The sequence below is a fragment of the Chroogloeocystis siderophila 5.2 s.c.1 genome (assembly GCF_001904655.1).
Taxonomy (GTDB): Bacteria; Cyanobacteriota; Cyanobacteriia; order Cyanobacteriales; family Chroococcidiopsidaceae; genus Chroogloeocystis; species Chroogloeocystis siderophila.
This window is the reverse complement of record NZ_MRCC01000001.1, coordinates 353,322-379,124: the sequence shown is the minus strand read 5'-3', so window position 1 is coordinate 379,124 and position 25,803 is coordinate 353,322. Positions and strand designations below refer to the sequence as shown.

At 41.9% G+C, this 25,803-nt stretch carries 25 protein-coding genes and 3 pseudogenes; 19 read left to right on the top strand and 9 right to left on the bottom strand.

Annotated features, from left to right (window positions below; genetic code table 11):
- The 9 genes and pseudogenes from NIES1031_RS24135 to dprA all read left to right on the top strand — a co-directional run.
- Positions 1-194 (top strand): hypothetical protein (locus NIES1031_RS24135; protein WP_178378024.1); only part of this gene is annotated, 194 nt, incomplete at its 5' end.
- 433 nt (positions 195-627) lie between these two features.
- Positions 628-1,539 (top strand): alpha/beta fold hydrolase, encoded by a 912-nt coding sequence (locus tag NIES1031_RS01810; protein WP_073547811.1) that lies wholly within the window; start codon positions 628-630, stop codon positions 1,537-1,539.
- A gap of 19 nt (positions 1,540-1,558) precedes the next feature.
- Positions 1,559-1,921, top strand: coding sequence for a DUF2237 family protein (locus NIES1031_RS01805; RefSeq protein WP_073547810.1), 363 nt, complete (start codon positions 1,559-1,561; stop codon positions 1,919-1,921).
- A 119-nt stretch (positions 1,922-2,040) separates the two neighbouring features.
- Positions 2,041-2,274 carry a hypothetical protein gene (locus NIES1031_RS01800; protein ID WP_015189697.1) on the top strand — a complete coding sequence of 78 codons (234 nt, stop codon included), beginning with the start codon at positions 2,041-2,043 and terminating at the stop codon, positions 2,272-2,274.
- A 222-nt stretch (positions 2,275-2,496) separates the two neighbouring features.
- Complete coding sequence (gene pirA / locus NIES1031_RS24130) at positions 2,497-2,649, top strand: arginine synthesis PII-interacting regulator PirA (RefSeq protein ID WP_178378023.1); 153 nt, start codon at positions 2,497-2,499, stop codon at positions 2,647-2,649.
- Positions 2,650-3,116: 467 nt separating this feature from the next.
- A pseudogene (locus NIES1031_RS01795) lies at positions 3,117-3,614 on the top strand (DUF1361 domain-containing protein).
- Positions 3,615-3,668: 54 nt separating this feature from the next.
- Entirely contained in the window at positions 3,669-4,451 is a 783-nt protein-coding gene (locus tag NIES1031_RS01790; protein ID WP_073547809.1) for an SAM hydrolase/SAM-dependent halogenase family protein, read from the top strand.
- A 38-nt stretch (positions 4,452-4,489) separates the two neighbouring features.
- Positions 4,490-5,146: a DUF2301 domain-containing membrane protein gene (locus NIES1031_RS01785; protein ID WP_073547808.1), complete on the top strand. Its 657-nt coding sequence runs from the start codon at positions 4,490-4,492 to the stop codon at positions 5,144-5,146.
- 258 nt (positions 5,147-5,404) lie between these two features.
- Entirely contained in the window at positions 5,405-6,502 is a 1,098-nt protein-coding gene (dprA, locus tag NIES1031_RS01780) for a DNA-processing protein DprA (RefSeq protein ID WP_073547807.1), read from the top strand.
- Here dprA and NIES1031_RS01775 read toward each other — a convergent pair.
- Entirely contained in the window at positions 6,499-6,708 is a 210-nt protein-coding gene (locus tag NIES1031_RS01775; protein WP_073547806.1) for a hypothetical protein, read from the bottom strand. The genes dprA and NIES1031_RS01775 overlap by 4 nt on opposite strands.
- A 109-nt stretch (positions 6,709-6,817) precedes the next feature.
- Between NIES1031_RS01775 and NIES1031_RS01770 the strand changes: the two genes are divergently transcribed.
- On the top strand, positions 6,818-7,864 hold the full coding sequence (locus NIES1031_RS01770) for a DNA cytosine methyltransferase (RefSeq protein WP_073547805.1): 1,047 nt from the start codon (positions 6,818-6,820) through the stop codon (positions 7,862-7,864).
- Between the two features lie 10 nt (positions 7,865-7,874).
- On the opposite strand, the pseudogene NIES1031_RS25375 reads toward NIES1031_RS01770, so the two are convergent.
- Positions 7,875-8,570 (bottom strand): annotated as a pseudogene (locus NIES1031_RS25375) (Eco47II family restriction endonuclease).
- Positions 8,571-8,699: 129 nt separating this feature from the next.
- Between NIES1031_RS25375 and NIES1031_RS01760 the strand changes: the two are divergent.
- Complete coding sequence (locus tag NIES1031_RS01760; protein ID WP_073547804.1) at positions 8,700-9,206, top strand: hypothetical protein; 507 nt, start codon at positions 8,700-8,702, stop codon at positions 9,204-9,206.
- A gap of 131 nt (positions 9,207-9,337) precedes the next feature.
- Here NIES1031_RS01760 and NIES1031_RS24660 read toward each other — a convergent pair whose 3' ends face one another.
- A complete protein-coding gene (locus tag NIES1031_RS24660; protein ID WP_218596621.1) occupies positions 9,338-9,538 on the bottom strand; it encodes a hypothetical protein in 201 nt (66 codons plus the stop codon).
- 520 nt (positions 9,539-10,058) lie between these two features.
- On the opposite strand from NIES1031_RS24660, the gene NIES1031_RS01755 reads away from it, so the two are divergent.
- The 5 genes from NIES1031_RS01755 to metK all read left to right on the top strand — a co-directional run bounded on the left by NIES1031_RS01755 (position 10,059) and on the right by metK (position 15,407).
- Positions 10,059-10,238, top strand: coding sequence for a hypothetical protein (locus NIES1031_RS01755; protein ID WP_073547803.1), 180 nt, complete (start codon positions 10,059-10,061; stop codon positions 10,236-10,238).
- Positions 10,239-10,449: 211 nt separating this feature from the next.
- On the top strand, positions 10,450-10,806 hold the full coding sequence (locus NIES1031_RS01750) for a hypothetical protein (protein ID WP_073547802.1): 357 nt from the start codon (positions 10,450-10,452) through the stop codon (positions 10,804-10,806).
- 21 nt (positions 10,807-10,827) lie between these two features.
- Entirely contained in the window at positions 10,828-11,349 is a 522-nt protein-coding gene (locus tag NIES1031_RS01745; protein ID WP_073547801.1) for a DUF5132 domain-containing protein, read from the top strand.
- 6 nt (positions 11,350-11,355) lie between these two features.
- Positions 11,356-14,229 (top strand): cation-translocating P-type ATPase, encoded by a 2,874-nt coding sequence (locus NIES1031_RS01740; protein WP_178378022.1) that lies wholly within the window; start codon positions 11,356-11,358, stop codon positions 14,227-14,229.
- Positions 14,226-15,407 carry a methionine adenosyltransferase gene (metK, locus tag NIES1031_RS01735; protein WP_073547800.1) on the top strand — a complete coding sequence of 394 codons (1,182 nt, stop codon included), beginning with the start codon at positions 14,226-14,228 and terminating at the stop codon, positions 15,405-15,407. Before NIES1031_RS01740 ends, metK begins: the two co-directional genes overlap by 4 nt.
- Before the next feature lie 170 nt (positions 15,408-15,577).
- On the opposite strand, the gene NIES1031_RS01730 is transcribed toward metK, so the two are convergent.
- On the bottom strand, positions 15,578-16,456 hold the full coding sequence (locus NIES1031_RS01730; protein WP_073547799.1) for a VCBS repeat-containing protein: 879 nt from the start codon (positions 16,454-16,456) through the stop codon (positions 15,578-15,580).
- Positions 16,457-16,545: 89 nt separating this feature from the next.
- Positions 16,546-16,818 carry a Precorrin-3B methylase gene (locus tag NIES1031_RS01725; RefSeq protein WP_073547798.1) on the bottom strand — a complete coding sequence of 91 codons (273 nt, stop codon included), beginning with the start codon at positions 16,816-16,818 and terminating at the stop codon, positions 16,546-16,548.
- Between the two features lie 155 nt (positions 16,819-16,973).
- Here NIES1031_RS01725 and NIES1031_RS25370 point away from each other — a divergent pair.
- A pseudogene (locus NIES1031_RS25370) lies at positions 16,974-17,552 on the top strand (Rieske 2Fe-2S domain-containing protein); the annotation flags it as partial.
- A gap of 9 nt (positions 17,553-17,561) precedes the next feature.
- Positions 17,562-17,888: a hypothetical protein gene (locus tag NIES1031_RS24650; RefSeq protein WP_236738678.1), complete on the top strand. Its 327-nt coding sequence runs from the start codon at positions 17,562-17,564 to the stop codon at positions 17,886-17,888.
- 107 nt (positions 17,889-17,995) lie between these two features.
- Here the strand turns inward: NIES1031_RS24650 and aqpZ are convergent, their stop codons facing one another.
- Complete coding sequence (gene aqpZ, locus NIES1031_RS01715; protein ID WP_073547797.1) at positions 17,996-18,769, bottom strand: aquaporin Z; 774 nt, start codon at positions 18,767-18,769, stop codon at positions 17,996-17,998.
- Positions 18,770-18,964: 195 nt separating this feature from the next.
- Entirely contained in the window at positions 18,965-20,482 is a 1,518-nt protein-coding gene (locus NIES1031_RS01710) for an AAA-like domain-containing protein (protein WP_073547796.1), read from the bottom strand.
- A gap of 204 nt (positions 20,483-20,686) precedes the next feature.
- Between NIES1031_RS01710 and NIES1031_RS01705 the strand changes: the two genes are divergently transcribed.
- Positions 20,687-20,983, top strand: a complete 297-nt coding sequence (locus NIES1031_RS01705; RefSeq protein ID WP_073547795.1) for a DUF3288 family protein — start codon at positions 20,687-20,689, stop codon at positions 20,981-20,983.
- A gap of 42 nt (positions 20,984-21,025) precedes the next feature.
- Here the strand turns inward: NIES1031_RS01705 and NIES1031_RS01700 are convergent, their stop codons facing one another.
- Complete coding sequence (locus tag NIES1031_RS01700; protein ID WP_073547794.1) at positions 21,026-22,435, bottom strand: MlaD family protein; 1,410 nt, start codon at positions 22,433-22,435, stop codon at positions 21,026-21,028.
- A 549-nt stretch (positions 22,436-22,984) separates the two neighbouring features.
- Positions 22,985-25,759: an esterase-like activity of phytase family protein gene (locus NIES1031_RS24645; RefSeq protein ID WP_218596619.1), complete on the bottom strand. Its 2,775-nt coding sequence runs from the start codon at positions 25,757-25,759 to the stop codon at positions 22,985-22,987.
- Positions 25,760-25,803 lie beyond the last annotated feature (44 nt).

Genomic DNA, 25,803 nt, shown 5'->3' with positions numbered 1-25,803 from the left:
TACCATCTCGCTGCAGGCGCGGTTCTCAATTGCCGCCCGAAAATGACGCCTTGCCCAGGACTGTATCCCCAGACGACATTGACAATCTCCTCCGAGGACTGGTCGTCATCTTTGCGGCTTACTTTGAGACTTTGGCCATCTACGGCGATCGCTTCGCCTGGTTTGGTCGCAGCTTGCCTGTGCCCCTTGATTGAACAGTTGCGTCAACTGCGCAACATTCACTCGCCTCAGCACACGGCGGATGGTCGGATTCGAGGGCAGGCGGGAGTCTGGCTTCTTCAGCTGTTCTAGCAACTCGGCTTGATGGCGCGCGATGAATGCTTCAAGCGCTCGCTAGCGGCTAGCGCCGTTCCTCTGCCAAATCATCAGCAGCAAGACTCATAATCGGTAGCGCCGCTGGGTGCGAAAGTCGGGGACTTGCTTGAGTGTATCAATCAAGTAAGTGGGCCGCATGCTCAAAAAGCCAGCACCCCTCTCATTGTCATTTTTCTATTATCCATTTTTCTATTATCAATGAATCAGTCCTGGGGGATGCAAGGGGGCAAATCATACTTCTATTCAGCAACGCCGGTATATAATCTGTGTTGTGAAGTCCACGCCTTTTGGTTACTGGCGTTAGCAAAAATTATGTCAGCACTTACTCAAACCCCAGCGACTCGCTCCACTGTGGGGCAAGATATCGGCGGTACGGTACAAAAATATCACTGGACATGGCAAGGACAAACCTTCGTAGTCGCCTATGAAATGAGAGGTGAAGGCGCTCCAGTGTTACTCTTGCCAGCTTTTAGCACCGTGTCTACACGGGCAGAAATGCGTGGTTTGGCAGAAAAACTGGCAACACAGTATCAAGTAATCGCACTCGATTGGTTAGGATTTGGGCAATCAGATCGCCCACCTTTAGATTACCAACCTGCAATTTATCACCAGTTACTACACGATTTTGTCCGCGATACCTTTTCTACCCCCATAGCAGTTATTGCCGCAGGTCACGCCGCAGGTTATGTTATGCAATTAGCGCAACAACCTGAAGTATTCTCACGAATTGTTTTAGTAGCACCAACTTGGCGCGGTCCATTGACGGTAATGGGCGCAAGCAAATCAGTTGCAGGAATGGTACGTGAATTAGTACGATCGCCGCTTGTCGGTCAAGCACTGTACCAAGCCAACACAACTCCAGCGTTCCTCCGTTTGATGTACGGTAGACACGTTTATGTCGATAAAGCCCGCTTGACACCAGAATTTATTGCTCAAAAGCGAGAAATTACGCAGCAGCCAGGAGCAAGATTTGCGCCAGCAGCATTTGTGACTGGTGCGCTCGATCCTGTAACAAGTCGTGCTGATTTGCTACAATTATTTCAAGTGTCGCTTCCTGTTATGGTCATCATTGGTCAGCAAGCACCACCTTCATCAACCGCTGAAATGGAAGCCATTGCCGCAATTCCTGGAATTCAAACACGCAAACTGCCTGGGACTCTAGGCTTACATGAAGAGTACGCTACTGAAGTTGCAGAAGTCATTTTACCGTTTTTGAATTTTTAGTGTGAGGGAGATAACTTAGGTGAGTCGGAACGTACTTGGCAAAGAATTAGAAACTTGTTGCACTTCTCCTATGACCGGATTTTACCGTAATGGAGTGTGTGAAACAGGTCCAGAAGATATTGGTACGCACGTTGTCTGCGCGCAAGTAACTGAGGAGTTTTTATCGTTTACTCGCATAAGAGGCAATGATTTGAGTACGCCACGACCAATGTCTCATTTTCCAGGACTAAAAGACGGCGATCTCTGGTGTTTGTGCGCTTCTCGTTGGAAAGAAGCACTTGATGCTGGGGTTGCGCCTCCTGTCATCCTAGCTGCAACGCATGAAACTGCGCTTAATTTTGTCACGCTCCAAGACCTCAAACAGCACGCACTTGATGCTTGAGCCGCAGAACACATAAAATCCTCTCTAATCCTTGAGTCATACTCTTTTAGGCAGATGATCTGCCCTTGAGTTGTCAGTACAACGTTAGGTAGCAACGTTTTAGGAGGGTGTATCAATTTATGGCAGATAATGGAGATAACAGAGCATTAAGCAACCTAGAGTACGACCTACTGACAGCTTTACAAAATAAAGCAGAAGCTGTTAAAGCCTACGAAACTTACATTCAAGACGCTCAACAAATGCAATCGCAGCCTTGTGTCGAACTATTTCAGAAGCTGCGTCAAGCAGATATAGACCAAGCACAGGAAATCCGCCAACACCTGCAAGAAGTCATGCAAAAAGGCAAGATGTAACCTAAATTTGTTGTCTTGAGTTAAGACAGAATCTTGCTGAGAGCTTTCATAGCATTTAGGGCATTCAATTGAATGCCCTCTTTAGTACTTGCCATCTTTACTAGAAGTTACTCCTGAAGACAGAATAGTTAAAAAAAATATAAATTTATTCTGTAGCAGTTGTTACTGAATCTCGACTTTGTTAGAATATCAGGACATAAATAACAGACTAAGCGAATCACTATGAACAGAAAACAACAAGCCGCAAAACAAGCCGCAGAAGCCCACCGCATCAATATTCAAAAAAGCTTACAGCATCGCTTAGAAGTTGCAAAAGCACAAGGTGACGAAAAGCTTATCCGTCAACTCGAAGCAGAAATTAATTACTTCAACTAAAGCTAGTCATTTTTTACCCAGCAGTTCAAGATTAAGTAATAGCAGATATAGCGTAATAGAAGGGATGTCATCTGTGACATCCCTTTAATTTTACTACTTCTACAAAGAAAATTGTTATGCGTAGCGTGATCGCATGAAAGGCCTAAAACTTAAAGAACAAACTTTGATTAATTCAGATTTTCAAAATAACACAATTTATTCAAAGTAAACGTAGCGATTCTTGTGCTTAGACGTTTTTTTATGTTTATAAGCTAAAACAGAAATAATCACTATCTTTACTTTTTTGTTATTTAACAAAAGGAAGCTACTTTAAGGAAATCGATAATGCTCGAAGATTTAATAACTCAACTTCAATATGTATTGCAGACTCATATTCGTTGGATGAGTTAGAATTTATTTTTAGCTTTTATTTCATTAGGATTAAGTCTTGTTTTATTCCGACGCATCTTACATCGTTCTACGTTTTGGTGGCCTGGCTTTTTGGTTTTCTTTGCTTTTTACCTAACGCGCCGTATGTTTTAACCGATGTTATTCATTTAATTACATATATTCGTAAGGGTGATTCAATTTGGCTAATTATCTTGATTTTAATTCCACTTTACTTGTGCTTTGTGGTATTGGGATTTGAAGCCTATGTTATCTCCTTAATCAATATGGGTTCCTAGTTACATCGGATTGGCAAAACTCAATGGATTGTAGGTGCTGAATTAATAACTCATGCTTTATGTGCAATTGGAGTGTATTGAGGACGATTTCAGCGGTTTAATAGTTGGGATTTAGTTACCCAGTTTGATACAGTAGCAACGAGTGTTGTTGAAGATTTATTAGGAAAACGCCCAATACTTATTATGGTTATGGTAATTACTTTTGCTATCCTCGCTGGTTTATACTGGGTTACCAAACAAGTAAACTTAGGAATTATTCTAAGAAAACGCAGTTTTACAAAATCGCAGCAAAAAAATTAGGGCATATTTCTCAAATGAATTTTGATGAGAACTAGATTTGATGAGTATAAGAAGATGTGCAAAACACAAATCGTCATGCTGACAGATTTTGGACTAAGTGATGTTTACGTAGGCGTCATGAAGGGAGTCATAGCTCAAATTCATCGTCAGATTAATATTATCGATCTGACACATCAAATTCCTCCACAAAATCTAGCCGCAGCGCGGTTTTGCTTGATGAATGCTTATCCTTACTTCCCTGATGGAACAATTTATCTTACAGTCGTTGATCCAGGTGTGGGTAGTACAAGACGCGCGATCGCAGTAGAATTTGCATCAGGGTTTTTGGTTGGACCTGACAATGGGATATTGAGTGGTGTATTAAGTCAAACTCCAGCAATAAGTGCTGTCGAGTTAACGAATTCCTGTTACTGGCGGGTTGAACAAAGTAGTGCAACGTTTCATGGTAGAGATATTTTTGCACCTGTCGCCGCGCATCTTGCTAATGGAGTTTCGCTTTATGATTTGGGAAACGAAATTGATGTCGCATCGTTAGTAGAGCTAAACTTACCGAATCCTATACTCACAGACACCAGCGTACAAGGTTGTATTCAATATATCGATGGTTTTGGTAATTTAGTGACAAATATTTCTGGTGACTACGTTAGTGGTAAACGGTGGGTTGTTGTCGCGCAAGGAAGAGAAATACCAGGGTGTGAGACATACAGCGATCAACCTATCGGAAATCTGATCGCCCTTGTGGGTAGTCACGGTTGCGTAGAAATTGTGGTTAATTGTGGGAATGCGCGATCGCAGCTACAGTTAGATTATTTAGATCCTGTTCAAGTATTATTTTGAGTTAGGGTGGAATTGAACGATATCACGGTTGATTGTGTATGTTGGAACAAACCGGATCTGAAGCAATCGTTTACCAAGGTCAATTTGGTGAATTTACGATTACTGATAGTGATCGCACTGGAGTTATTGTCTATCGCACAGGTTTAATGGTAGCCGCGTTGAGTTTTGCGCTTGGTAGTGCTTTGGTATTGCTTAATCATAGTGTAGTAGACTTACAAATACTGACTCCTTTATTCGCTTGTTTTTGCGTCGCCTTAGGCGTTAGCTTATTTACAATTCATATTTATTTAGCCGTACTTCATCAATTACTACAAGTTTTTTGGGCAATTGGTACATTATCATCTGTTGTTTTTGCAGTGAATAGTAGTGAACCTTTAGCAGTTACGATTTACAATCACCCAACAACCTTATTTGGCGTTGGTTTTGTCTTTGCTGCTTTGACAGGCATTTACTTTAAAGAAGCTTTTTGCTTTAATCGTTTAGAAACAAAAGTTCTGACACCGTTAGTTCCTATTTTGTTATTAGGGCATTTATTACAAGTTTTGCCGCTACTATGGGAAAAAGCCATGCTGGCAGTTTGGGCAATATTATTTATAGTATTTGCTTTGCGTAAAGTCGTACAGCCGATTCCTCCAGATATCGGAGATAAATCAGTCTTTGCTTATTTTAAACAACAGCGTTCTGCAAAGGCTTGAAAACTTCGACTGATGATTCCGAGAAAAAGTAAAATTTGTCTGTTTCAGCGCCAAGTTACGTGGACACTGACATAGCATAGAAGCTCATATTGATTTCCTTATTTGTGAAGCGATCACTTATATTTATGCCTGATTTCTAAACGCAGCATGAAGAAGCCAAGCGATTAGAGACAAGAAGCTAGAAGCTACGAAAAGATAGTAGTTGGGAATTGTGAAAATCCTAATTTATTTTCAGTCTCTATCCTTGAGGAACAAAGATTGCTAGCGGAACGTGCTTATTGGCTTGCTTGGTCACAAATTACCGGAATTGGTCCAGTTTTATTGCAGCGATTGCAACAACATTTTGGGACTTTAGCCGCAGCATGGCAAGCGCCAGAAAATAAGTTGCAGCAAGTTGAAGGATTTGGCGTTCAGACGATCGCCGCAGTCAGAGTAGCGCGATCGCAGTTACACCCCGAACAGGTTCTACGCGAACACCAACAACAAAATCAGCATTTCTGGACACCTGTAGACACTGATTATCCCCGCTTGCTCTTAGAAATTCCTAGCCCACCAGCAGTACTCTACTATCGTGGTGCAGTCGATCTCCAAGAAAATCTTGGGCAAAAACCGCTTGTGAGTATCGTTGGTACACGCAATCCTTCAGAATATGGCAAGCGTTGGACGCGCAAAATTAGCACGACTTTAGCAAAAAATGGTTTTACCATCGTTTCAGGCTTAGCCGATGGAATTGATACCGAAGCCCATCACGGTTGTTTAGCCGCAGGTGGGAGAACAATTGCGGTACTCGGTACTGGTGTCGATGTTGTCTATCCATCACGCAATCAGGATCTTTACCAACAAATTCTCACTCAAGGGTTAGTTGTTAGCGAGTATCCCGCCAAGACACCACCAGATCGCGCGCACTTTCCGCGCCGCAATCGCATTATTGCCGGTTTGACGCGGGCGGTACTTGTGCTAGAAGCGCCAACACGTTCGGGTGCATTAATTACCGCGCATTTTGCGAATGAATTTTGTCGTGATGTTTATGTGTTACCAGGATCTTTAGATAATCCGCGATCGCTTGGCTGTTTGGAATTATTGCATAAAGGCGCTGAAGTGATTTTAGGCGAAGATCAGTTACTAGAGATGTTAGGCACAATACCGCAAATCGATTCAACACCGACGGTCGCCGCACCTGAATTAGCACCAGAGTTGGCAAAAGTTTTGCAGGCGATCGCAACTGAATCAATGCCATTCGACTTGATTGTGCAGCAAACGGGTTACTCCGCAAGCACGGTTTCAAGTGCGCTACTACAGTTAGAACTTGTAGGGTTAGTCACTCAACTACCAGGAATGCGCTATCAGCGATGTTAGTCTCGCACCTTATATTGACTTGCTTTTTCCGTTGCACGTTGAGTGGGCTTTTGACTGGCTTCGCTTGCCACTTTTTTCCAATCGGCTTGTTCTAGCACTACATCTAATACATCAGATAGATTGCAGCGTTCCTCATAGGCAATACGCCTTAAAATTTCATGATGCTCTGGTTGTACGTATACAGGTTTTCTTTGCGTTTGTGCCATTTTGCCAAATTCTGCTAAATGGTATTACCGCCTAGTATATACTTTTTAATTAGCTAATTAGCCGATTAAATCATACAGCAAATATAAAATATTGCTTATACTCACTACTATGTATACTCAGCTAGATCTATTTGAAGTTCCAACTTCGTATACGGCTTCCGAACTTCAAGCGTCAACGACAACGATAGCTACTGTGATCGAGCTTTTTGCAGGGGCTGGTGGATTAGCACTTGGGCTAGAAAACGCAGGGCTAGAAGCTAAAGCATTAATTGAAATTGACAAAGATGCGGTAGCAACACTGCGACACAACCGTCCCAACTGGAATGTCATTCATGCGGATGTATCCCAAATTTCTTTTGACGATATGCGTGCAGATGTTGTAACAGGGGGGTTTCCGTGTCAAGCTTTCAGCTATGCAGGTAAAGGCTTGGGTCTTGATGATATTCGCGGTACTCTCTTTTACGAATTTGCCCGTTGTGTTAAAGAGGTAAAGCCCAAACTATTTTTAGCTGAGAATGTTAGAGGCTTGATTAGTCACCAAAAGGGAAAAACGCTCTCAACTGTTCTCGCTGTTTTTAAATCTTTAGGATATAACGTTCAGTACCGTCTACTGAATGCAGTTAATTATGACGTACCACAAAAGCGAGAACGAGTTATTATCATTGGAACACTTCCAGGAATTTACTTCCGATATCCTGCTCCATCAACAAAAATTTTGACATTAAGGGATGCGCTCAAAAATGTTCCACCATCAGAAGGCGTGAAGTATAGCCCTAAGAAAGCTGCTATTTTAGCACTTGTACCTCCTGGAGGTTGCTGGCGAGATTTGCCAGAGGACATTCAAAAAAGCTATATGATGAAAAGCTATTATCTTTCTGGTGGAAGAACAGGGATGGCACGTCGAATCGCTTGGGATGAACCAAGTTTAACTTTGACAACTTCACCTTCACAAAAACAGACAGAACGCTGTCACCCTGATGAAACTCGCCCGTTTACTGTACGAGAATACGCGAGAATTCAAACCTTTCCGGACGATTGGGAATTTGTTGGTGGTATAAGTTCAAAATATCAGCAGATCGGTAATGCCGTACCTGTAAATTTCGCTTACCATTTAGGGAGAGCAGTTATGAGCGCTTTAGCAAATCAACCAAATTGATTAAGAAGACTTAGTAAGCTCTATCAAATAGAATTCTAAATGTAGCTTTTTGTTGTTTGTTGAGTGCTTTTAATCCTGAAACCTCACTAATAACATCAGGTAAGACATTAAAAAGCATACTTAAAGCTCCTGATGTACCAGTCGCTAAGTCATAAAACGCCTGTCCACTTATTTGTCTTATATTTTCATTTGCAGGTCTTCTTGTGGAAGTTTTTCTATCTGAAGGTGTAAACATTTTATCGTAAGCTTCTTTATTTTTAGGAATAATTTTTACATAATAAGCAGTAAAGTTATGATACTGTTGCTTCTCTAAACAAGAAAGCAAATAATCATAAAGACCTACTTCATCGCTTCCCTTAACGGGATTATATTTATTTTTTATCTCTGCAATTATTTTGCGTTCTTCATTACATATGTCTACTCCTTACCTGAGCTTTTTCCATCCAGGAACACTACTTAAAATATTTTCGTGAAACTCGCCTATTTGATTCTGTACCGTTTTCTGTATCTGCCTGCTACGTTCTTTTTGCAGCCAATCCTCTAAACTAAAACCTTGAACTGAACCATCAAAAATTGCTGAAAATGAATCTATAACGTTTCTATACATTTCTGCTTCTTGTCGTTGCTGAGTAGACAAGATACAGTCAACAACTATTTTTACAGCCTTTCTTAAGTCTTGATCAGAAATGTATGGAAGATAGACCATATTAAGCTGACTAGACTATTTCTTATTTGCTGCAAGTACTATAGCAATCAACAAGGTGCATCGTGGAAGATGCTAGAATTACCTATTCCACCTATCATAAATTTTGGAGTGTAGGAGGAAAAGTAAATCATGCGTTTACTACTTGGTGGAATGATTGTTAGTTTAGGATTGTGGACGCTGCCAGTGCAAGCACAACAAGTGACTAATACGCAAGTTGGGGCGCTGGTGGAAGCATTGCGCTTAGCTGCGCCAAAAACTGGTAAGACAAATGATGGACTTTACAGCGAATGGCAAATTACCCCAGGAATTATCCCCAGTTGGTCGAAACAGTGTATTGGTAAAGAACTTACACCACAAGAACTTGAAGCAAGTCCAGCAAAAGCCCGCGAAATCGTATCATGTATTGCACGCCGCGAGTTACAAAAGCAATACGTCGCGGGTAATCGCAACGAAACGACTGCGGTACGGCGTACTGCTTGTTGGTGGATGACAGGAAATGCAAGCGGTTGCAATAGCGGTGCGACTGCGACATACGTACAACGAGTCGTTGAATTTTATCAGCAACAAAGTGCGAAAAAGCCTGTAGAACCCGTATCTACTAGTAGTAACTATCGTCCGCAGATACCGAAGAATTAACTAAAGCACACTATAGCAGAGGTCGGAGGTCAGGATTAAGAGTGAACTATATCCTTAGTATAGTATATCCCTGATTCTGTCCTCCTGAATTGTGGCGCAAGTGTCGTCAACAGAGTTAGGGAATTCTTTATTTAAACATGAAAGTTGTAAGTTTCACCATGACTGAGATAGTGTCCGCGATCGCTTAATCCTGCATCTTCGACAGCGTGCATAACACCCTCAAGCAGCGACTTAAATACAGTGTAATCGTTATAATGAATTGCTTGAACTCCTTGTCTAGCATCCATCGTTAACAAAATGCCAAAAATCTTTGTTCCTCCAAGGTGAAGCAAAGCTAAGTTGATGCCAGGATAGCGTTGTGGAGTTTCTCATAAATCATCATAAACAAGGTATCACCTGTGATGTAGAGACGAAATACATTTGAGTGTGACTGAAATTCCAACATACTTCCCATCACTAGCGGTAACACATCAGAATCCAAATCTTAACTCATTAAAAACATATTTATTTACACTAATTTATATAAATTAACTAAACAAGTCATCACTTGCTCACAAGTTCCTCAAATTGTTTTCATAACTTAAAAGTGTCGGCACTCTAATCACAACTCGTTCGATGCTGAGTCATGAGGAAGGAAAAACAGATCGATACTACCCTATCTAAGTTGTCACATCATTTTGCAATGAACCACAGTGTACGCATAGATGTGCTAGAGGCTTTTTGTAAAATAAAATACATAGGAAAATCAAGAGACTTTCTATCACAAAGTTATGATTTATACATCATCTCCAACCTGAAAAACACTTTCTTTCTGAACCTTATTTTTTAAGTAAAGTCAAGGAGAAATAAATTATGTCTAACAACAAAACTAGACTTTTGCAAAAGATATTTCTCGCGCCCGTACGGTTAGTTCAATATATCTGGGAAGCAGTTAGTAGAATTTTTAGCCCTAGTGAAGATCGCTATCCTACTACGGGGGTTCAACCTTTTGAAGGAGAACCTGCTGATGATAAGAAAAGACATGATTGGTGAAGTCGTTTCTGCAAAATAGTCTGCATAAATAGATATAACTTGATGTAATTTTGATAGAAAATTACAGCATAGGTTACGCATGATTTATCTAAAAATCCGAGCCATTAGTTACAGTTTGTAAAAACTTAGCTTGTTTCTTGCTGAAGATATCTCGACTTTAGAAAACTAACAAAATAACTAAGCATTAAAGTGTAGATAAAGGAAACAACCAATGACTAAAACAATTGTGAATTTAACTCTACCAATTCTAGTAGAGGATATTGAAGTTGCCCTTAATCAATATCCACATCAACCTTATCAACAAGCTTTTGCTAATCCTGACTTACGTCAAGAACTCATTGCTTATGTTTTGAGTAGAGTTTTTAGTTTGTATGTGGTGGTTGATGAGGAAAAACAGCAACGTATAGATTTCAAAAATATGTACTATAAACCAGAGCAGGAAAAAGAAAGAGAAGCGTACATTCATGAAGGAATACATTATCTGATGGAGAAATATGCTGAATATGTGTATCGTCATATACCTCCAGAAACAAATTCAGGATTTACACCTTCTAATTGGTTTGGCTAATCGAATTAAAGGAATTAATTAATGTCATCACAAGACTTAGAAATTGAAGCAACCGAAGTTATTAAAGGTTTAACCGCAGTTATTCTCGCGCCTATGATCTTTCCTGCTGCAACACTAGTGAGCCATCCTTTAACTCAATCGGTTCTGAAAGAAAGCATAATTTTAGCAGAAAAAGTCCAGGAAAAAACGGCACAAATAGAAGAGATACTAGACGATTTAGTCGCGGAAGCAAGAGCAGAATTAGTGACTCGACGCGAAGCTGGAACAAGTTCGGAGAACAGCGCATTTAAGCAAAATAAATCAGGGGCTAGTGAGTATATTATTGATGTCTTTACTGAGTTCAACGCGCAAGTAAAAGAAATGACAAATGGTGTTGCTGATTTACGATTATTACTACCCCTAGGACTCAGCGCGATCGCATTACGCCAACTCCTCACAAAAGGCTTACAAATTGAAGAAATTCCTTGGTACGTCTTAGCCTGGTATGCCTTCGATAGTTTCACAAAACTCAACGAAACGCCAACACCGCGATCGCTAGAATAAGAGGCAATGGTGATTCAAGCAATACACACCGCAGTTCCAGGCAGAGCAAGATATCGTGTTGAAAAGCTTTATCGCTGTACAGAACTCAAACAGCATCTAGAATTTTATTTATCTCAGCGATCGGGCATCGTTAGTGCTAATGCAAACATTTTAACAGGTAACATTTTAGTTCGGTTTGAATTAGCTCTCAGCACTGATGAGGTAGAAGAATTAATCATAGAAATTGTCCAAACTTACAACCCACACGCCGTAACTCTTCAAAAATTAAGTAGCAACTCACAGAAAATTTTCGATTGGTATGCACTCGACATCGATGCTGTTTTAGCAGAGTTGCAAACATCAGACACTGGATTAACTCAGGTAGTTGCAAACCAAAATTTACAAAAGTACGGCACAAACACGTTACCAGAAACCGCAACCCGCTCAGAGTGGAGTATGCTGCTTGAGCAGTTTCAATCGTTACCCGTGGGATTACTGTGTATTGCAGCTGGGTTATCAGTTGTGACGGGGGGTGTTGCAGACGCGCTGGTCATTATGGGTGTTGTCGGGATTAACGCCGCAATTGGTTATGTTACCGAAAGCCAGTCGGAAAAAATTATTCATTCGCTCAAAAGCCGAGATCGCCCGTTAACTTTTGTCTTACGCGATCGCCAAATCGTCGAAATTAGCACTGCCGAAGTTGTTCCAGGAGACATTTTAGTTCTCAAAGCGGGAAATTACGTTGCGGCTGACGCGCGACTGATTGTAACAGAAGATCTAAGTATTGATGAATCTGCACTCACCGGCGAAAGCTTACCCGTTAGCAAAAGCACCGCATCACTCATTGCTGCTGATATTTCCTTAGGCGATCGCATCAACATGGCTTACAAAGGAACGTTAGTGCTTGGGGGACAAGGTTTAGGAGTCGTTGTGGCGACAGGCAAGTTTACCGAAATCGGTAAACTTCAGGCGATGATCGGTGAAACTCCAATTCAAACAACGCCTTTAGCGCGACAACTTGATGAAGTTGGTTCGCAACTTGTCATGCTTGCCAGTGGAATTTGCGCCCTCGTCTTTGCTGCGGGATGGCTGCGCGGCTACGGTTTGCTACAAATGCTCAAAACGTCAATATCACTCGCTGTCGCGGCTGTTCCTGAAGGTTTACCGACGATCGCAACGACAATTTTGGCGCTAGGTATTCAAGAGATGCGCAAGCATAAAGTTCTTGTGCGCAGTTTGAATGCGGTTGAAGCTTTGGGGGCAGTGCAAAAAATCTGCCTTGATAAAACTGGGACAATTACGAAAAACCAAATGTCCGTTGTCGAGATTCACACCGACACAAAATTGATTTCTTTGGTAAATGGACATTTTGATGTAGCAGATGCTGGCACGCTTAAACTGATTCAGATCGCAGTTTTATGTAATGAAAGCGCCGTCATGCGCGATGACAATGGCGAATATGTCGTCACCGGTTCAGCCACCGAGAATGCTTTAGTTTATATGGCGATCGCTGCTGGTGTTGATGTTTTAGCACTCCGCGAACAGTATCCCTTAATTGAAACTCAGCCGCGTGCAGAAAATCGCAATTATATGATGACGCAACATCAGCATTATCAACAGACCCTACTTGCGGTTAAAGGTAGCCCTGTAGAAGTTCTTGATTTGTGTCGTTGGCGGCTAAATGATGGCGAACGAGTGCCACTTACTAATGCACAACGACTGGCGATCGCGCTAGAAAATGATCGCATGGCGGGTAAAGCTTTACGCGTGCTAGGAGTTGCTTACGGGTACGACAGTACTGAGTTAATCTGGTTAGGGTTAATCGGTATGGCAGATCCGGTACGTCATGGTGTTAAAGAGTTAATTGCGCAATTTCATCAAGCAGGAATTGATACAGTCATGATTACTGGCGATCAAAGTCCCACAGCTTACGCCATTGGTAAAGAATTACAGTTAAGTCGCAACGACCAAATCCAAATTTTGGATGCGCAAGATTTAGTGAATATTAACCGCGAGGCGTTGCAAGCTTTGTGCGATAAAGTGGATATATTTGCGCGCATTAGCCCCGCCAATAAACTGCAAATTGTGCAAGCGCTACAAGCAGTAGGCAAAGTTGTGGCGATGACAGGTGATGGAATTAATGATGCACCTGCTTTAAAAGCTGCGAATGTCGGCGTTGCGATGGGAAAAGCTGGAACCGATGCGGCGCGAGAAGTTGCAGATATTATCTTAGAAGACAACAATCTCGAAACAATGATTGTTGCGGTGAGTCAAGGGCGGACAATTTACAACAATATTCGCAAAGCCGTACATTTTTTGCTCGCGACAAACCTCAGCGAAATTATCGTTATGGCGATCGCAACAGCGGGAGGTTTTGGACAACCTTTAAATGCACTGCAACTCTTATGGCTCAATTTAGTCACAGATATCTTTCCCGCACTTGCTTTGGCGCTAGAACCTGCGGAACCTGATATTTTACAAAAACCGCCACGTAGCCCTGATGAGCCAATTGTTAAAGCATCCGATTTTCAAAGAATGCTGTTTGAATCGACAACATTATCTGGTAGTACTCTAGCCGCTTATGCCTACGGAATTGCTCGTTATGGTATCGGAACACAGGCAAGTACGATCGCTTTTATGAGCTTAACGCTAGGACAACTTTTGCACTCGCTCAGTTGCCGTACTGAACGTAGCATCTTTGATGACATCCCAACAAATCATTATCTTAATCTAGCGTTAGGCGGCTCGCTGACTTTACAGTTCCTTGTGTTAGCCCCTGGATTGCGCAATTTGTTAAAACTTACACCGTTGGATGGCTGGGATTTACTCGTTATCGCCAGTAGTGCGCTGTTTCCTTTAGTTGTTAATGAAAGTACAAAGAATCAGGGTACACAGCAATGAAACAGGATTTCATGTTTACCTCCGAATCTGTTACCGAGGGACATCCTGATAAACTCTGCGATCGCATTAGCGACGCGATTGTCGATCGCTTTTTGCAGCAAGATCCTCTTGCGCGAGTGATCACTGAATGTGCCGTTTCTACCGCAATTGTCTTTATTGCGGCGCGATTTGAACCAAACACAAACGTTGATTTTACCGATATTGCCCGCCAAGTGATTGCACAAGTTGGTTACGACCAACCTGCATTTAATGCAAAAACGTGTAGTATTTTAACTAGCCTCAAAGAATTACCGAGCGATCGCCTGTATCATTTTGACGAAAATCAGTTATCGGATGCAGACATTGAGCAAATTCCAGTCAAAAACCAAGCTACGGTGTTTGGCTTTGCTTGTAAACAAACTTCGGCTTTGATGCCATTACCAATTTGGTTAGCGCACAAACTGGCAAAGCAATTGAGTACTGTTAAACAAATTCTTCCCTACTTAGCACCTGATGGTAAAGTTCAAGTCGGAGTTGAATACCGCGATCGCAAACCAAATCGCATTCACAGCATCACCATTGTTGCAAGTCAAAACGATACCAAACCGGATTTAGCACAATTACAAGATGACATTCGCCAAACTGTCATTGACAGGGTATTTGCTGATGAAGATATTCGCCCTGACCCTGCGACGCGAATTTTTATCAATCCTGAAGGTTTATTTATCACAGGTGGTCCTTACGTTCACGCTGGATTAACAGGGAGAAAGAATGCTATTGATACGTATGGCGAATACTCAAAGCATAGCGGTGCAGCGTTGAGTGGTAAAGACCCCATCCGCATTGACCGAGTTGGGGCATATATGGCACGGTATGCTGCAAAAAATATCGTAGCAGCAAATCTAGCAGATGAGTGTGAAGTTCAGCTAAGTTATTCTATTGGACTTGCTCGCCCAGTCAGTATTCAAGTTGAAACGTTTGGCACAGGTAAAATCTCTGATACTGAATTGACAACACTTTTAGCAAAGCATTTTGATTTTCGCTTGGCGGCGATCATGCGTAACTTCAAATTACGCTTTCTCCCTGCACTTACCCCTGGTGGATTTTATACAAAACTTGCTGCTTATGGTCATGTTGGCAGAATGGATTTGCATTTACCGTGGGAAGCAACGGATAAAGTGACTGTATTAGCACTATAAACGCGAAAGCCTTGCGGATGAAGTCATTAGACCGCCTGTATGAAGAGAATTGCGAATGAATTCGCCGCTCAATATTAAAGAAAGTCACCTCCGTAGACTACGTTCAAAAATCTTGTTTTAGTGTACGAAGGTACACTTTGCCTAGATAACCCCGAAGGAAGTCGGAAGGCTTAATTTGTTATAGGTTTACCATTTTTATCCAAATAACCTTGTTGAATTAAAAACGCCCTTAATGCCGTCGGGAAATTAGGATATTTACCAATTTCTCGATTTTCTTGATAGATAGCCAAGCCCCACTCTGATGTGCGATCATAGTTCGCAAGCATGAATTTCCAGCCTTCTTCATATTCGCCTAAAAGTGCCTTTTGTGCTACATATCCTGCTAAAATTCCATTCACTTCGTATTGTTCTTTTCTACTTTGGATAAATGCTTGATACATCTCCCAAGCACGTGACTTGAGGTGCTGAGGATATCGACGAGTTACGTTATTAAACTTACCATTTGTAAATGTGTAAATTCGCGATGGTGCAAACGAACCAGCGTAAGAACTAAAACCATAAAGAAATGAATTATCAATAGTGATAAATTCAACTTTTCCATCTTTGTCGAGATCTTGAAAAGTCCCACCAATTCCATCTAAAAAGCCTGTTTCAGTTTTAACGAATTGATTATTTTGACGCGTATAAATAGTATAATTAGTACAGCAGTGCGCACCACCGCTAAATGTTCTCACAACGACTTCAGTTACTCCATTTCCGTCTAAGTCTTGGAGAAAAACGCCACCAGTAAATCGAGTATAAGTACTAGCGGTTAATTGCGGAATACCATTATATAAAATTTGATATTGCAAGTTATCAATGTCATTGAACTCTTCTTTCCTGTCGTAGCTGACAGCTACTTCTACGTTTCCAGCTTTTAACTTTTCATTTTTGAACGAAGCTGTATCATAATCAATTTCAATCTGAGTTTTAGCAAGTCCTGGACTCGTAAAAGTTAATAAAGTTGAAATAATCAAACAACTACTCGTTCGCTTGATACAATTACTCATGATGCGAGATAACAAATCACATAATTTAAAATGTTGGTTATTCAACCATATTCTAAAGTTATGCAATCGTCAGCTGCCAAATAAGTCAATCAGTTTTTACTTTTTTTACGCTGTGGTGGAGTGCGGTGTGCGCCAAAATATTTTTCACTACGGTAACGCAGCCAAACTCGCAACACCTGGGGAATTTGGTCTTTCTGTTCTTTAGTAAGAGTATTGTACAGTTGCAATGCGCGATCGCGTTCGTGACGACAAGCGGCATTATTATGCGCATCCCAATAACTTCTCGCTACGCGAATCCGACGGCAAACTTCTTTTATAAGTGCTTCTTGAGTAAGTGGTGTATCTCTATCTTTTTTCGGCATTGATATCCACAATTAAGCCTACATCTTTATCTTATTTGGTTCACGGCGTTTTCCTCACCCCTGCCAAGATAAACTCAATCGCTGCTTTGGTATGCTTTTCTACCATGCCGTTGTAATTTTGGCACGCTCGGCGATCGCACTCATATGACAATGACTATATTCTCTGGCAGGATAGTACAGGTACAGTAAGTTGCTTATCAAACGCCTGTCCTCATATGGGTGCAATGCTATCAGAAGGATGGTGTGTTGCTAAAGCTGATGGTAGTAGTACAGTAGCTTGTCCGTTTCATGCCTTAGAGTTTGATCGCACAGGTTGCACAGTTTTGCCAGGTACTCATAAACCAACAAAATCGTTAGGACAGCCGTTTGAATTGATTATTCAAGGAGATTTTATCTGGACTTACGGTGAACCAGAAGTTCTAATTCCGGTTCCAACAATTCTAAATCAAACAGCAAGTGAATATGACTTAATTGGCGATACAGGGGAGTTTAGCGTTAAAACAAATCTCCTCACTATGCTGCTCAATATGCATGACTACAACCATCAAAATGGTACGCATCGCCCATTATTTGAAATTGAACAAGTGCAGTTTAAGCAATTTCTTGACAATGGACATCACTCGCATGCCTATTTTAATATGCCGCGAAAGCCACCTAAACTACATGATATCCTTAAAAATCCTACACTGCTCGTTTTACCCAAGACCCTCCAGGTGCAGCATTTAGAAAACTAATTCCCGTCTTTGGTAATTGTCCACGCTGAAAGTCCCATTGCGAGTATCAGAGAGTGTCATTTATTTGTTCCAGAAGCACCAAACAGAACTCGTACTTATATTCTCATGTTTGCAAAAATCCACAATTTGTTTGCGCATCTCATTAAAAAGAATTTTTTACCTCTTGCCGAAGTGGTTGTTAAGCAAGATGCTGAGATTCTGGGTAAACTCTATCCTGATACACCACAGCATATTAAGGTCAACAACGAAGTAAGAATAGATTGGGTACGACGCAATTTTGAGAGTTTCCCTAGCGTGGTAGAACCGAATTTCACGCGATATGTTTATGAGAAATAATAATGATTACAGATGAAGGTAGCTAGTGACTAGCAACTAACCACTAGCAACAATATTAGTAGCCTCTAGTTAGTAATATTAATGATTGCAAATGTGCGTTCTAATCACTAAACTGGCTCGCGAACTCGTGGGGGTTCTTCGACGACTGATTCGCTAAAAATTGTCAGATAAAGCCAACCAGCGAGTAATGCGCCGACGATCGGAGCTAGCCAGAACAACCAAACTTGACCAAAAAGCGCTCTACCAGCAAAAATGGCTGGACCTAGACTGCGTGCAGGGTTAACTGAGGTATTAGTAACTGGAATGCTAATCAGGTGAATTAGCGTCAAGCCAAAACCAATTGCAATGGGCGCGAGGGCTTTAGGGGCGCGATTATCGGTTGCACCTAAAATAATCATCAAAAACATAAAAGTCATCACGACTTCAGTAATAAACGCTGCTGGCAAATTGTAACCGCCTGGTGAATGCACGCCATATCCATTGGTTGCTAATGGGTTAGAACCCGCAAGTGTAAAGTTGGAGTTACCACTAGCAATGAGGTAAACAACGCCAGCACCGACGATCGCTCCTAGTACTTGAGCAATGATATATGGTAATAATTCCGAACCAGGAAATCGCTTACCAGCCCATAACCCAAACGAAACCGCAGGATTGAGATGACAACCGGAAATATGACCGATCGCATACGCCATGGTTAGTACAGTCAAGCCAAACGCCAGCGATACCCCAACGAAACCAATTCCTAAAGGGAAAGAAGTATTAACGCCAATCGTTGAGCTATCTGTAGTGTAAGCTGCGGCAAGTACTGCACTACCACAACCCCCAAGCACTAGCCAAAACGTCCCAATAAACTCAGCAACACAACGTTTTGTTAGGTTCATTTATTAAACTCCATAGGTCTACAGATAATGACAGCTACTGAAAAGTGCTTGAACACTTTTTCATTGAATAGTTGTGTTTCGTTATGTATTTAACAGAAGTGCAAAGAATCTTCCTTTGTCTTAGACTAGATCGACAAAATAAGGAAATTATAAGAAACTTCTAAGAACAAATTTTATGTATTGAGATATAAATTTTTAACTGAGTTTGACAAGACTTGAGTTCTTCTTTTGAAAATATTTTTGATACAAACGACCACGTAAAATGGTGCGATCGCCTTCAGAGCGAGCAATCCCTAAACTTTCCAATTTGCGTGCAACACTTGACTCTATAATAATTTCTTCTTGAGATATTAATTGCTCAACTGCTGCGAATAATAAAGGCTCGGCTTGCACTATAGACCAAATTTGTTGCAAGTGATACTGATAAATTGCCACTGACATTGTTGCTTGTTGCATCAGTTGTTGTAATTGGTATGTATCAACTGAGGCGGTAGGTATTGAGGTTGTCAGGTGGTAAAACGCGAGTTGAATAAGATACGGGTGTCCGCCGACCCATTCCATAAGTTGCGCGATCAAGGAAGAATTTTCCCAAGGCAACTGATACACTAGCGCAAGTTGTTGCACTTCCGCGATGCTAAATTCGGGAAGATGAAGCGTCATGCCAATATGCAATAGCTGATCCTCAAAATTCGCGGAAATACACGCATCAGTAGAATATGCTAAAATTAATCGCAGATTTTGTAGGACTTCATCATACTTCACTTCTTCATTGAGACCTCGCAACAATAGCAAAAACTCGCGGCAAACATCAGGATATTCAAATAAACGATTGACTTCGTTCAAAGACAAAACAAGCGGCTGATGTAATTGTGCTAAGAGATGATGTAAGCAAACAATAAAACTGACTTTGCTACCAAGTTCGTTATCCCAATGTTGTTCTAAGCAATATTCAATTTTTAGCTGCAAGCTAATAGTTTTGCACATCCAGCGCAATAACTTGTTCAACTCTGAAAGAATGACGCGATCAGCTTGCTGAAAATCTAGATGAACGGCATGATAATCGAGTTGCTTAGCATAAGAGTGGATACGTAATAGCAAAGAACTTTTGCCCATTTTATGCGGTGCTCTGATCCACGTCAAACTGCCAGATTTATGCAGTTGGGCATACGCTTGAGTTCGAATTGCCGAACGTTCAACATAGAATCTAGAGTTCAAAGGAAGGGGGCTACCTGGGTATTCAGGTAGATCTATTTTGGTTAGCTGCGCTTGTTGCGAACCTTTGATACAGCGATCGCCACCCACTGCATTGGTTAAATATACCGGATGATTCAAGGCTGACTGAGATTTGACCGCAAAAGGTGCAGCCTGCTCAGTGCAAACATGATAAAAATAATTAAAATCTAATGGTTCTAGTGTAAGATTGAGTGCTTGAAACACCAGACGGATTGACTCTTGGTCTACACCAGTTTGTGCTTGCAAGATTTTCCGCACAGTAGCAGCGTTTAATCCTTGAGGTTCGATGCGTTGCGTTTTTTCTGCGATTCGGCGCGGCGTCATCTCGCAACCCTCATCCGCAGAAAGCTGCTGAATCTGATTGTACAGCTTTTGTAATCCGCTTTGAGTCAGGACTGTTCCTCGATATCGTTTTGGTTTATACAACAGTTGTTGATTCCACGTACTTTTACAACTTGAGTTAAGCAAATTGACTCGCACTTATTACTCTCTATCGTTAAGACTAGAAGGAAACAGTAAAAAACTTATAAGAGAAAAATATGAAGCCTGTAAAACAGCGAGATACGAAAAGGCATATAGATAGATAGTTGAGAACCATCTACTCTAGGTAGCTTTTACCCCCGACCTCTGACCTTGGCAATACAATTTATGCAGAAGGTCGCTTATCGTTACTCAGTAGCAGTTATGTCAGAAGTAAAAAATAAAGACCAACAGCATCCGCTCTACAATCGCGATCGCGCGCTGATTAATACTTTACTAACCGCAGCACCTACAGACTTGAATCTTGCTGAACTTGCAAGAATGCGCATTCGTTACAATGGCTTTCCTGGTGCGCGAGATCTCCAAGCTGACTTAGACAAAATTATGCAAACGTGGAATCTTACTGAAGCCGAACTTTTTGAGAAGACGCGTCAACTGCACGCTACCAAGTCAGTTTATACAAATTTTGGTAACAAAAGCGAAACCGAGGATTGGAGTTAGAAACGCTTTAGTGAGAGTGGGCGATCGCGATTGTTCTATCAACTACTGCGGAAATAGCTCAAGCGAACTTTCGTGCGAATCGAAATCTTGGGGGTTAGGTAAAACTTGCGTACCTGCTGTTTTTGCTGCATCTGATGAGCGTTCTAACAAATCTTCAAGACTTTGTAAAGTGGCGATCGCTGAGCTATCAACTGCAACATCTTCACCTTTAGCTGAAGCTTCAGGATTTTTGAGTTTTGCATTTTTCACTGTTGCGGATACAGAATCTAACGTTTGTGCAACTTCAATTTGCTGCTGCAATTGATCGGTAGAAGAGACTAAACCACTCAAGCCATTAATAAGTCGCCGCAAGTTTTCACGAAATGCGGGATCGCCTGTGAGTTCATCGAGATCTGATGTAATTTTTTGTGCATTCTCAAATGTGACTCGCGCCGAATCTAACGTTTGTTGTAGTACGACAAGGTTAGTAGGAGTATTCAACGCATTGGAGATATCACGTAAATTTGCGGATGCTTGCGCAGCATTCGCCGATAATGCTTCTAAATTTTGAATTAATTCTCCTTGGGTGAAGCGATTAACCGTCGGTGAAAGCGCCCCAACTGTGAGCCGTAATTGTTCGCTGCTTTGGTCAATATTCTCTAAAACTCGTACTAGAGTTGTGCGGTTTGTTGTGACTAAATTATCCAGATTATTGACAAGGCGATTGACTTGTGCTGTCGTTAAGCGAATTTGATCCGCAGTTGCACCAAATTGCGCCGCTGTCTTTGTTGTAGAAGCGGTAATTTCATCGGCGGCGCGTTGTACCGAGTTAGCCGTTGCTGATAGGCTACCAATTTGTTGTTGCGTAGCGCGTGTCAAGCTAGAAAGTTCGCGCGTCAGTTGGGCTACCCCAGCGGCTGCTTGCGAGGCGTTTTTTGTTGCTTCGTTAACCGTATTGACGAAATTAGGGTCGCTATAAGCCGTTGTAAAACGCGTAGTCGCAGAAATCAATTGATCGAGGCTAATGCCAATTTCACCTTGTAAACGCGCACCATTACAGACAATTAGCGTGCGATCGCAATTCGGATCGAGTGGTAGCGCATTCACCGCGTTTGAGGGTAACGATGCTTGGGGTGTAATATCGATACTAACTTCACTAATCAATCCTGATTGGTTCGCGGCAATTTGAACGTCACGCGGAATAATTAAGTTAGCTGGGGCGATTTCGACATCGACTTCTACACCATTAGGACCAGGGCGAATTGCAGCAATGCTACCAACATTAACACCACGATAGCGGACGACACCGCCTTGTTGCATTCCACCAACATTCGCAAACTCAATGATAGCGCTGTAGCTGCGTCTACCAATTGTGACTCCTCGTAGCCACAAAACCAAACCGACAAATAACCCTACTCCTAGTAGTAATAATAGTCCTACAGAACCTTCTCGAACTGAGCGCGATCGCTGCATCTTTTTATCCCCCTGCCCTTACTGTAAACTGCGTCACACTATTTTGAATTTTAGGTTTTAAATTTGAAACACTTTCTAAGGTCGAGTTTGGTTCACGAGTTTTATTTTCTGACGCAACAAGAATGTTGCTAGAGAAAAGTTTTGTGACAATGATTATAGGTCATTGCTCTGTAGCCCAGATGAATCTGGTGCTAACTTCCTGAGATGCAGCGACACAGTTTATGAGGAGTAAAGTTGAAGCGCTTGTCTAAATCTGGTCGCTTAGTAGCAGTTTACATCTATGGAGATGTTCAATATTCACTAATTTAATTACAATCTTAGCAAAAATGGCGATCGCTGCCTCGTTACACAAAGTAAAAGTATAAGTAATGTAGCCCCATTTAACAGAGTTAGGACATCATAGAAACTCATATTAATTTCCCTGCGTCCGCTTCCCTGATCCTTAACCTCTGACCTCTGACCCCTGCTATAACAAAGTGACAAAGAGTAACAGCCTTGTGACTTATAGCCTCTTTGTCACTCTATTAGTGTCAATAAAATCAACGCTTTTTATGCTGTTGGCGTATCAGTTGATAACAAACCTACACCGAGTAAAGGATCAGCTGCAATCAAAGGATAAAGACGCTGTGCGACTTCAAAGCCGGTTCCAGGAAAGTCGGTAAATAATCCATCTAGCCCCAGGCTAAAGAATTGCTCGTATTCTAACTCTGGATTACCTTGATAATCAGGAGCGAGGAAAAAGTCTTCATTGCGGAAAGTGTAGGCGTGAACGAGTAATCCTGCTGCATGGGCGTCATCAATGAGTGATGTCGGCGATTGCAATCTTCCTGCTGCATCAACCGGAACAATCAACCGCTTAGAAGGACCAATGCCATCAGCATAAGTTGCAATATTTGTCAACTCATCAGGAGTTGTTAAATCAAGATAAGTACGCGAATCGCCACTCACAGTAAAGTCATAGGGTTGTCCGCTGTCGCCGAGTAGCTGAATTAAAGGAACGTTCGTTAATTCATCTAGTTGCTTGAGATTGGCGGTTTCAAAAGATTGAATGAAAACAGGATCGTCGTGATCGCTATAGCCATTCGCATCCAGAATCTCGACAAGTGGTTCTTCAAGCGATAGCCCGATACTATCAAAATAAGTAGGATGCTTAGTTTCAGGATAGATACCAATTGTGCGCCCAACTTCCGCGCTTTTACGCTGCGCTAAGTCGATAATTTCTTGCAGTGTGGGAACTTCGTATAAACCATCGTATTCGGTGCTGCGGAGTTCGGGTAAACGTTCTTTAGCGCGGAGAGTCTTGAGTTCGGCTAAAGTAAAGTCTTCTGTAAACCAACCAGTGATTTCTTCCCCGTCGATGATTTTTGTTGTTTTGCGATCGGCAAATTCAGGGCGATCTGCGACATCTGTCGTTCCAGAAATTTCGTTTTCGTGACGCGCGACTAATACACCATCTTTAGTTGAAACGATATCCGGTTCGATATAATCAGCGCCTTGATCGATGGCTAACTCGTATGCAGCTAACGTGTGTTCTGGACGCAAACCACTTGCGCCGCGATGACCGATAATCAGGGGACGGGGTGCAGTACTCACAAAATCAGAAATAGAAATCGTACCCGCATCAACTCCTTCTAAGATAGCGAGTGGCGTTCCATCTTTGAGGCTAATTTTTGTATCACTTCCGGTTTGGGCGATCGCCAAATCGACAAAAGCTAAACCCGCGCCTAAACCGATAACATCAACATCCGATTGAAAGTCGCGAATCGTATTAGGTGATGTAGGAGTTTCTCCAGCAACAATCCAAAATTGATCTTGACCATCACCGCCTGTGAGAATGTTATCACCAGTGCCTGCAAATAGCACGTCGTCACCATCGCCACCGAATAAGGAATCACCCCTACCTGCAAACAAAGTATCGTTACCCGCACCACCGTAAAGCCGATTATCGCCACGTCCTTGGGAAGCATCGAGGATATCGTTACCGTCACCGCCAAACAAGCGATCGCGGATACCTGCTAGTAATTCATCATTACCGCTGTCGCCATACAAACGATTGTTACCTTGTCCTGCGGTAGCATCTAGAGTATCGTCACCCGCACCACCGAATAAAGTATCGTTACGCGTCGCAAAGAATTCATCATCATTGGGAGTCCCAAAGCGGAGGTTACTACCCGCGATCGCACTCATTCCGACGCGTGGATCGAGATTTAGTGGTTGATCTAACTTCAATACAATGATTTCATTATGATCGGATTCGGTATCCGAACGTCCACCTGTTGCAGGGTAATTGTTATCGTTAGCAACAACAATTGTATTTTCGTCGATTACCAAAACATTTTCGATGGTGACGAAGGGAAAGGTAAATGTTGTGCTAGAGTCAGCATTAAGATCTTGCGGATCGCGAATGTTTAACAAATCGCCAATTTCTTGTTTGGCAACATAACCATTCGCATCTTGCTGTGACAAGTCTACCTTGTAAATTCTCTTGAATTGTGCTGCGTCTCCACTTAAATTGTCGCGCTCAATGACTAAGTATTCGTTTTCGTTGATAACCGCAAAATCCCCAATTGCGTAGTCAGGATTTTCTTTGCGGTAATAGCCCTTGATACCAGTAAATTCTTTCGCTGCTAAATCGAATTCATAAATTCGCAACGCATCTTCTGGATCGCCTGCTACGCTTCCTTCGAGTAAAGCGTATAGCTTTGTTTTATCGGGAGTAATGGCTAAACCTTCGTAACCTCTAGAACGATTTAGATTTGCCGTTGCATTACCTGCTAACACATCGGGGTTGTCAGGCGATCGCACAAAATCACCGTTAAAGTCTGGTGTGGGAATTGGTGCGTCTAGAAGTTTCCCTGTGCGATCAAAATGCAATAAATAAGGTCCAAATTCTTCGCCTACCCAAAGTGTACCATCCGCCGCAAAGACAAATGATTCTACATCAAAATCAAAGCCAGTTAGAAGTCGGGCGTTTGTATCTTCGTTTTTGATAGGAAAGGTTATTTTATTATCAGGGTCGGCAAGTTGAATAAAGTTCAAAACATCTACGCTACCGTCTTTATTTTCTAATCCGCGAAAACTCGGATCAACGCGGTAGATACGTAGGAGATAATCTTGACTATTTAACTTACTTCCAAAACCATTATCCGAAAGAAACCAAAAAGAATTTTCGTCAGCAAATTGAACTGCACTAAATCCTTGAACTGGCTGTCCAGGAAATCGCGGTTCCGATCTGAGCGAACCATCATCATTATATTGTCCTGATGGCGGCCCTTCGGCAAAAGTATCTGCGGGTAATTTGGCAAAACCTTGGAGTTGCAGCATCGTTAGACTCCCCTCCTAGAACGAATTTTAGACTAGGGAAATGA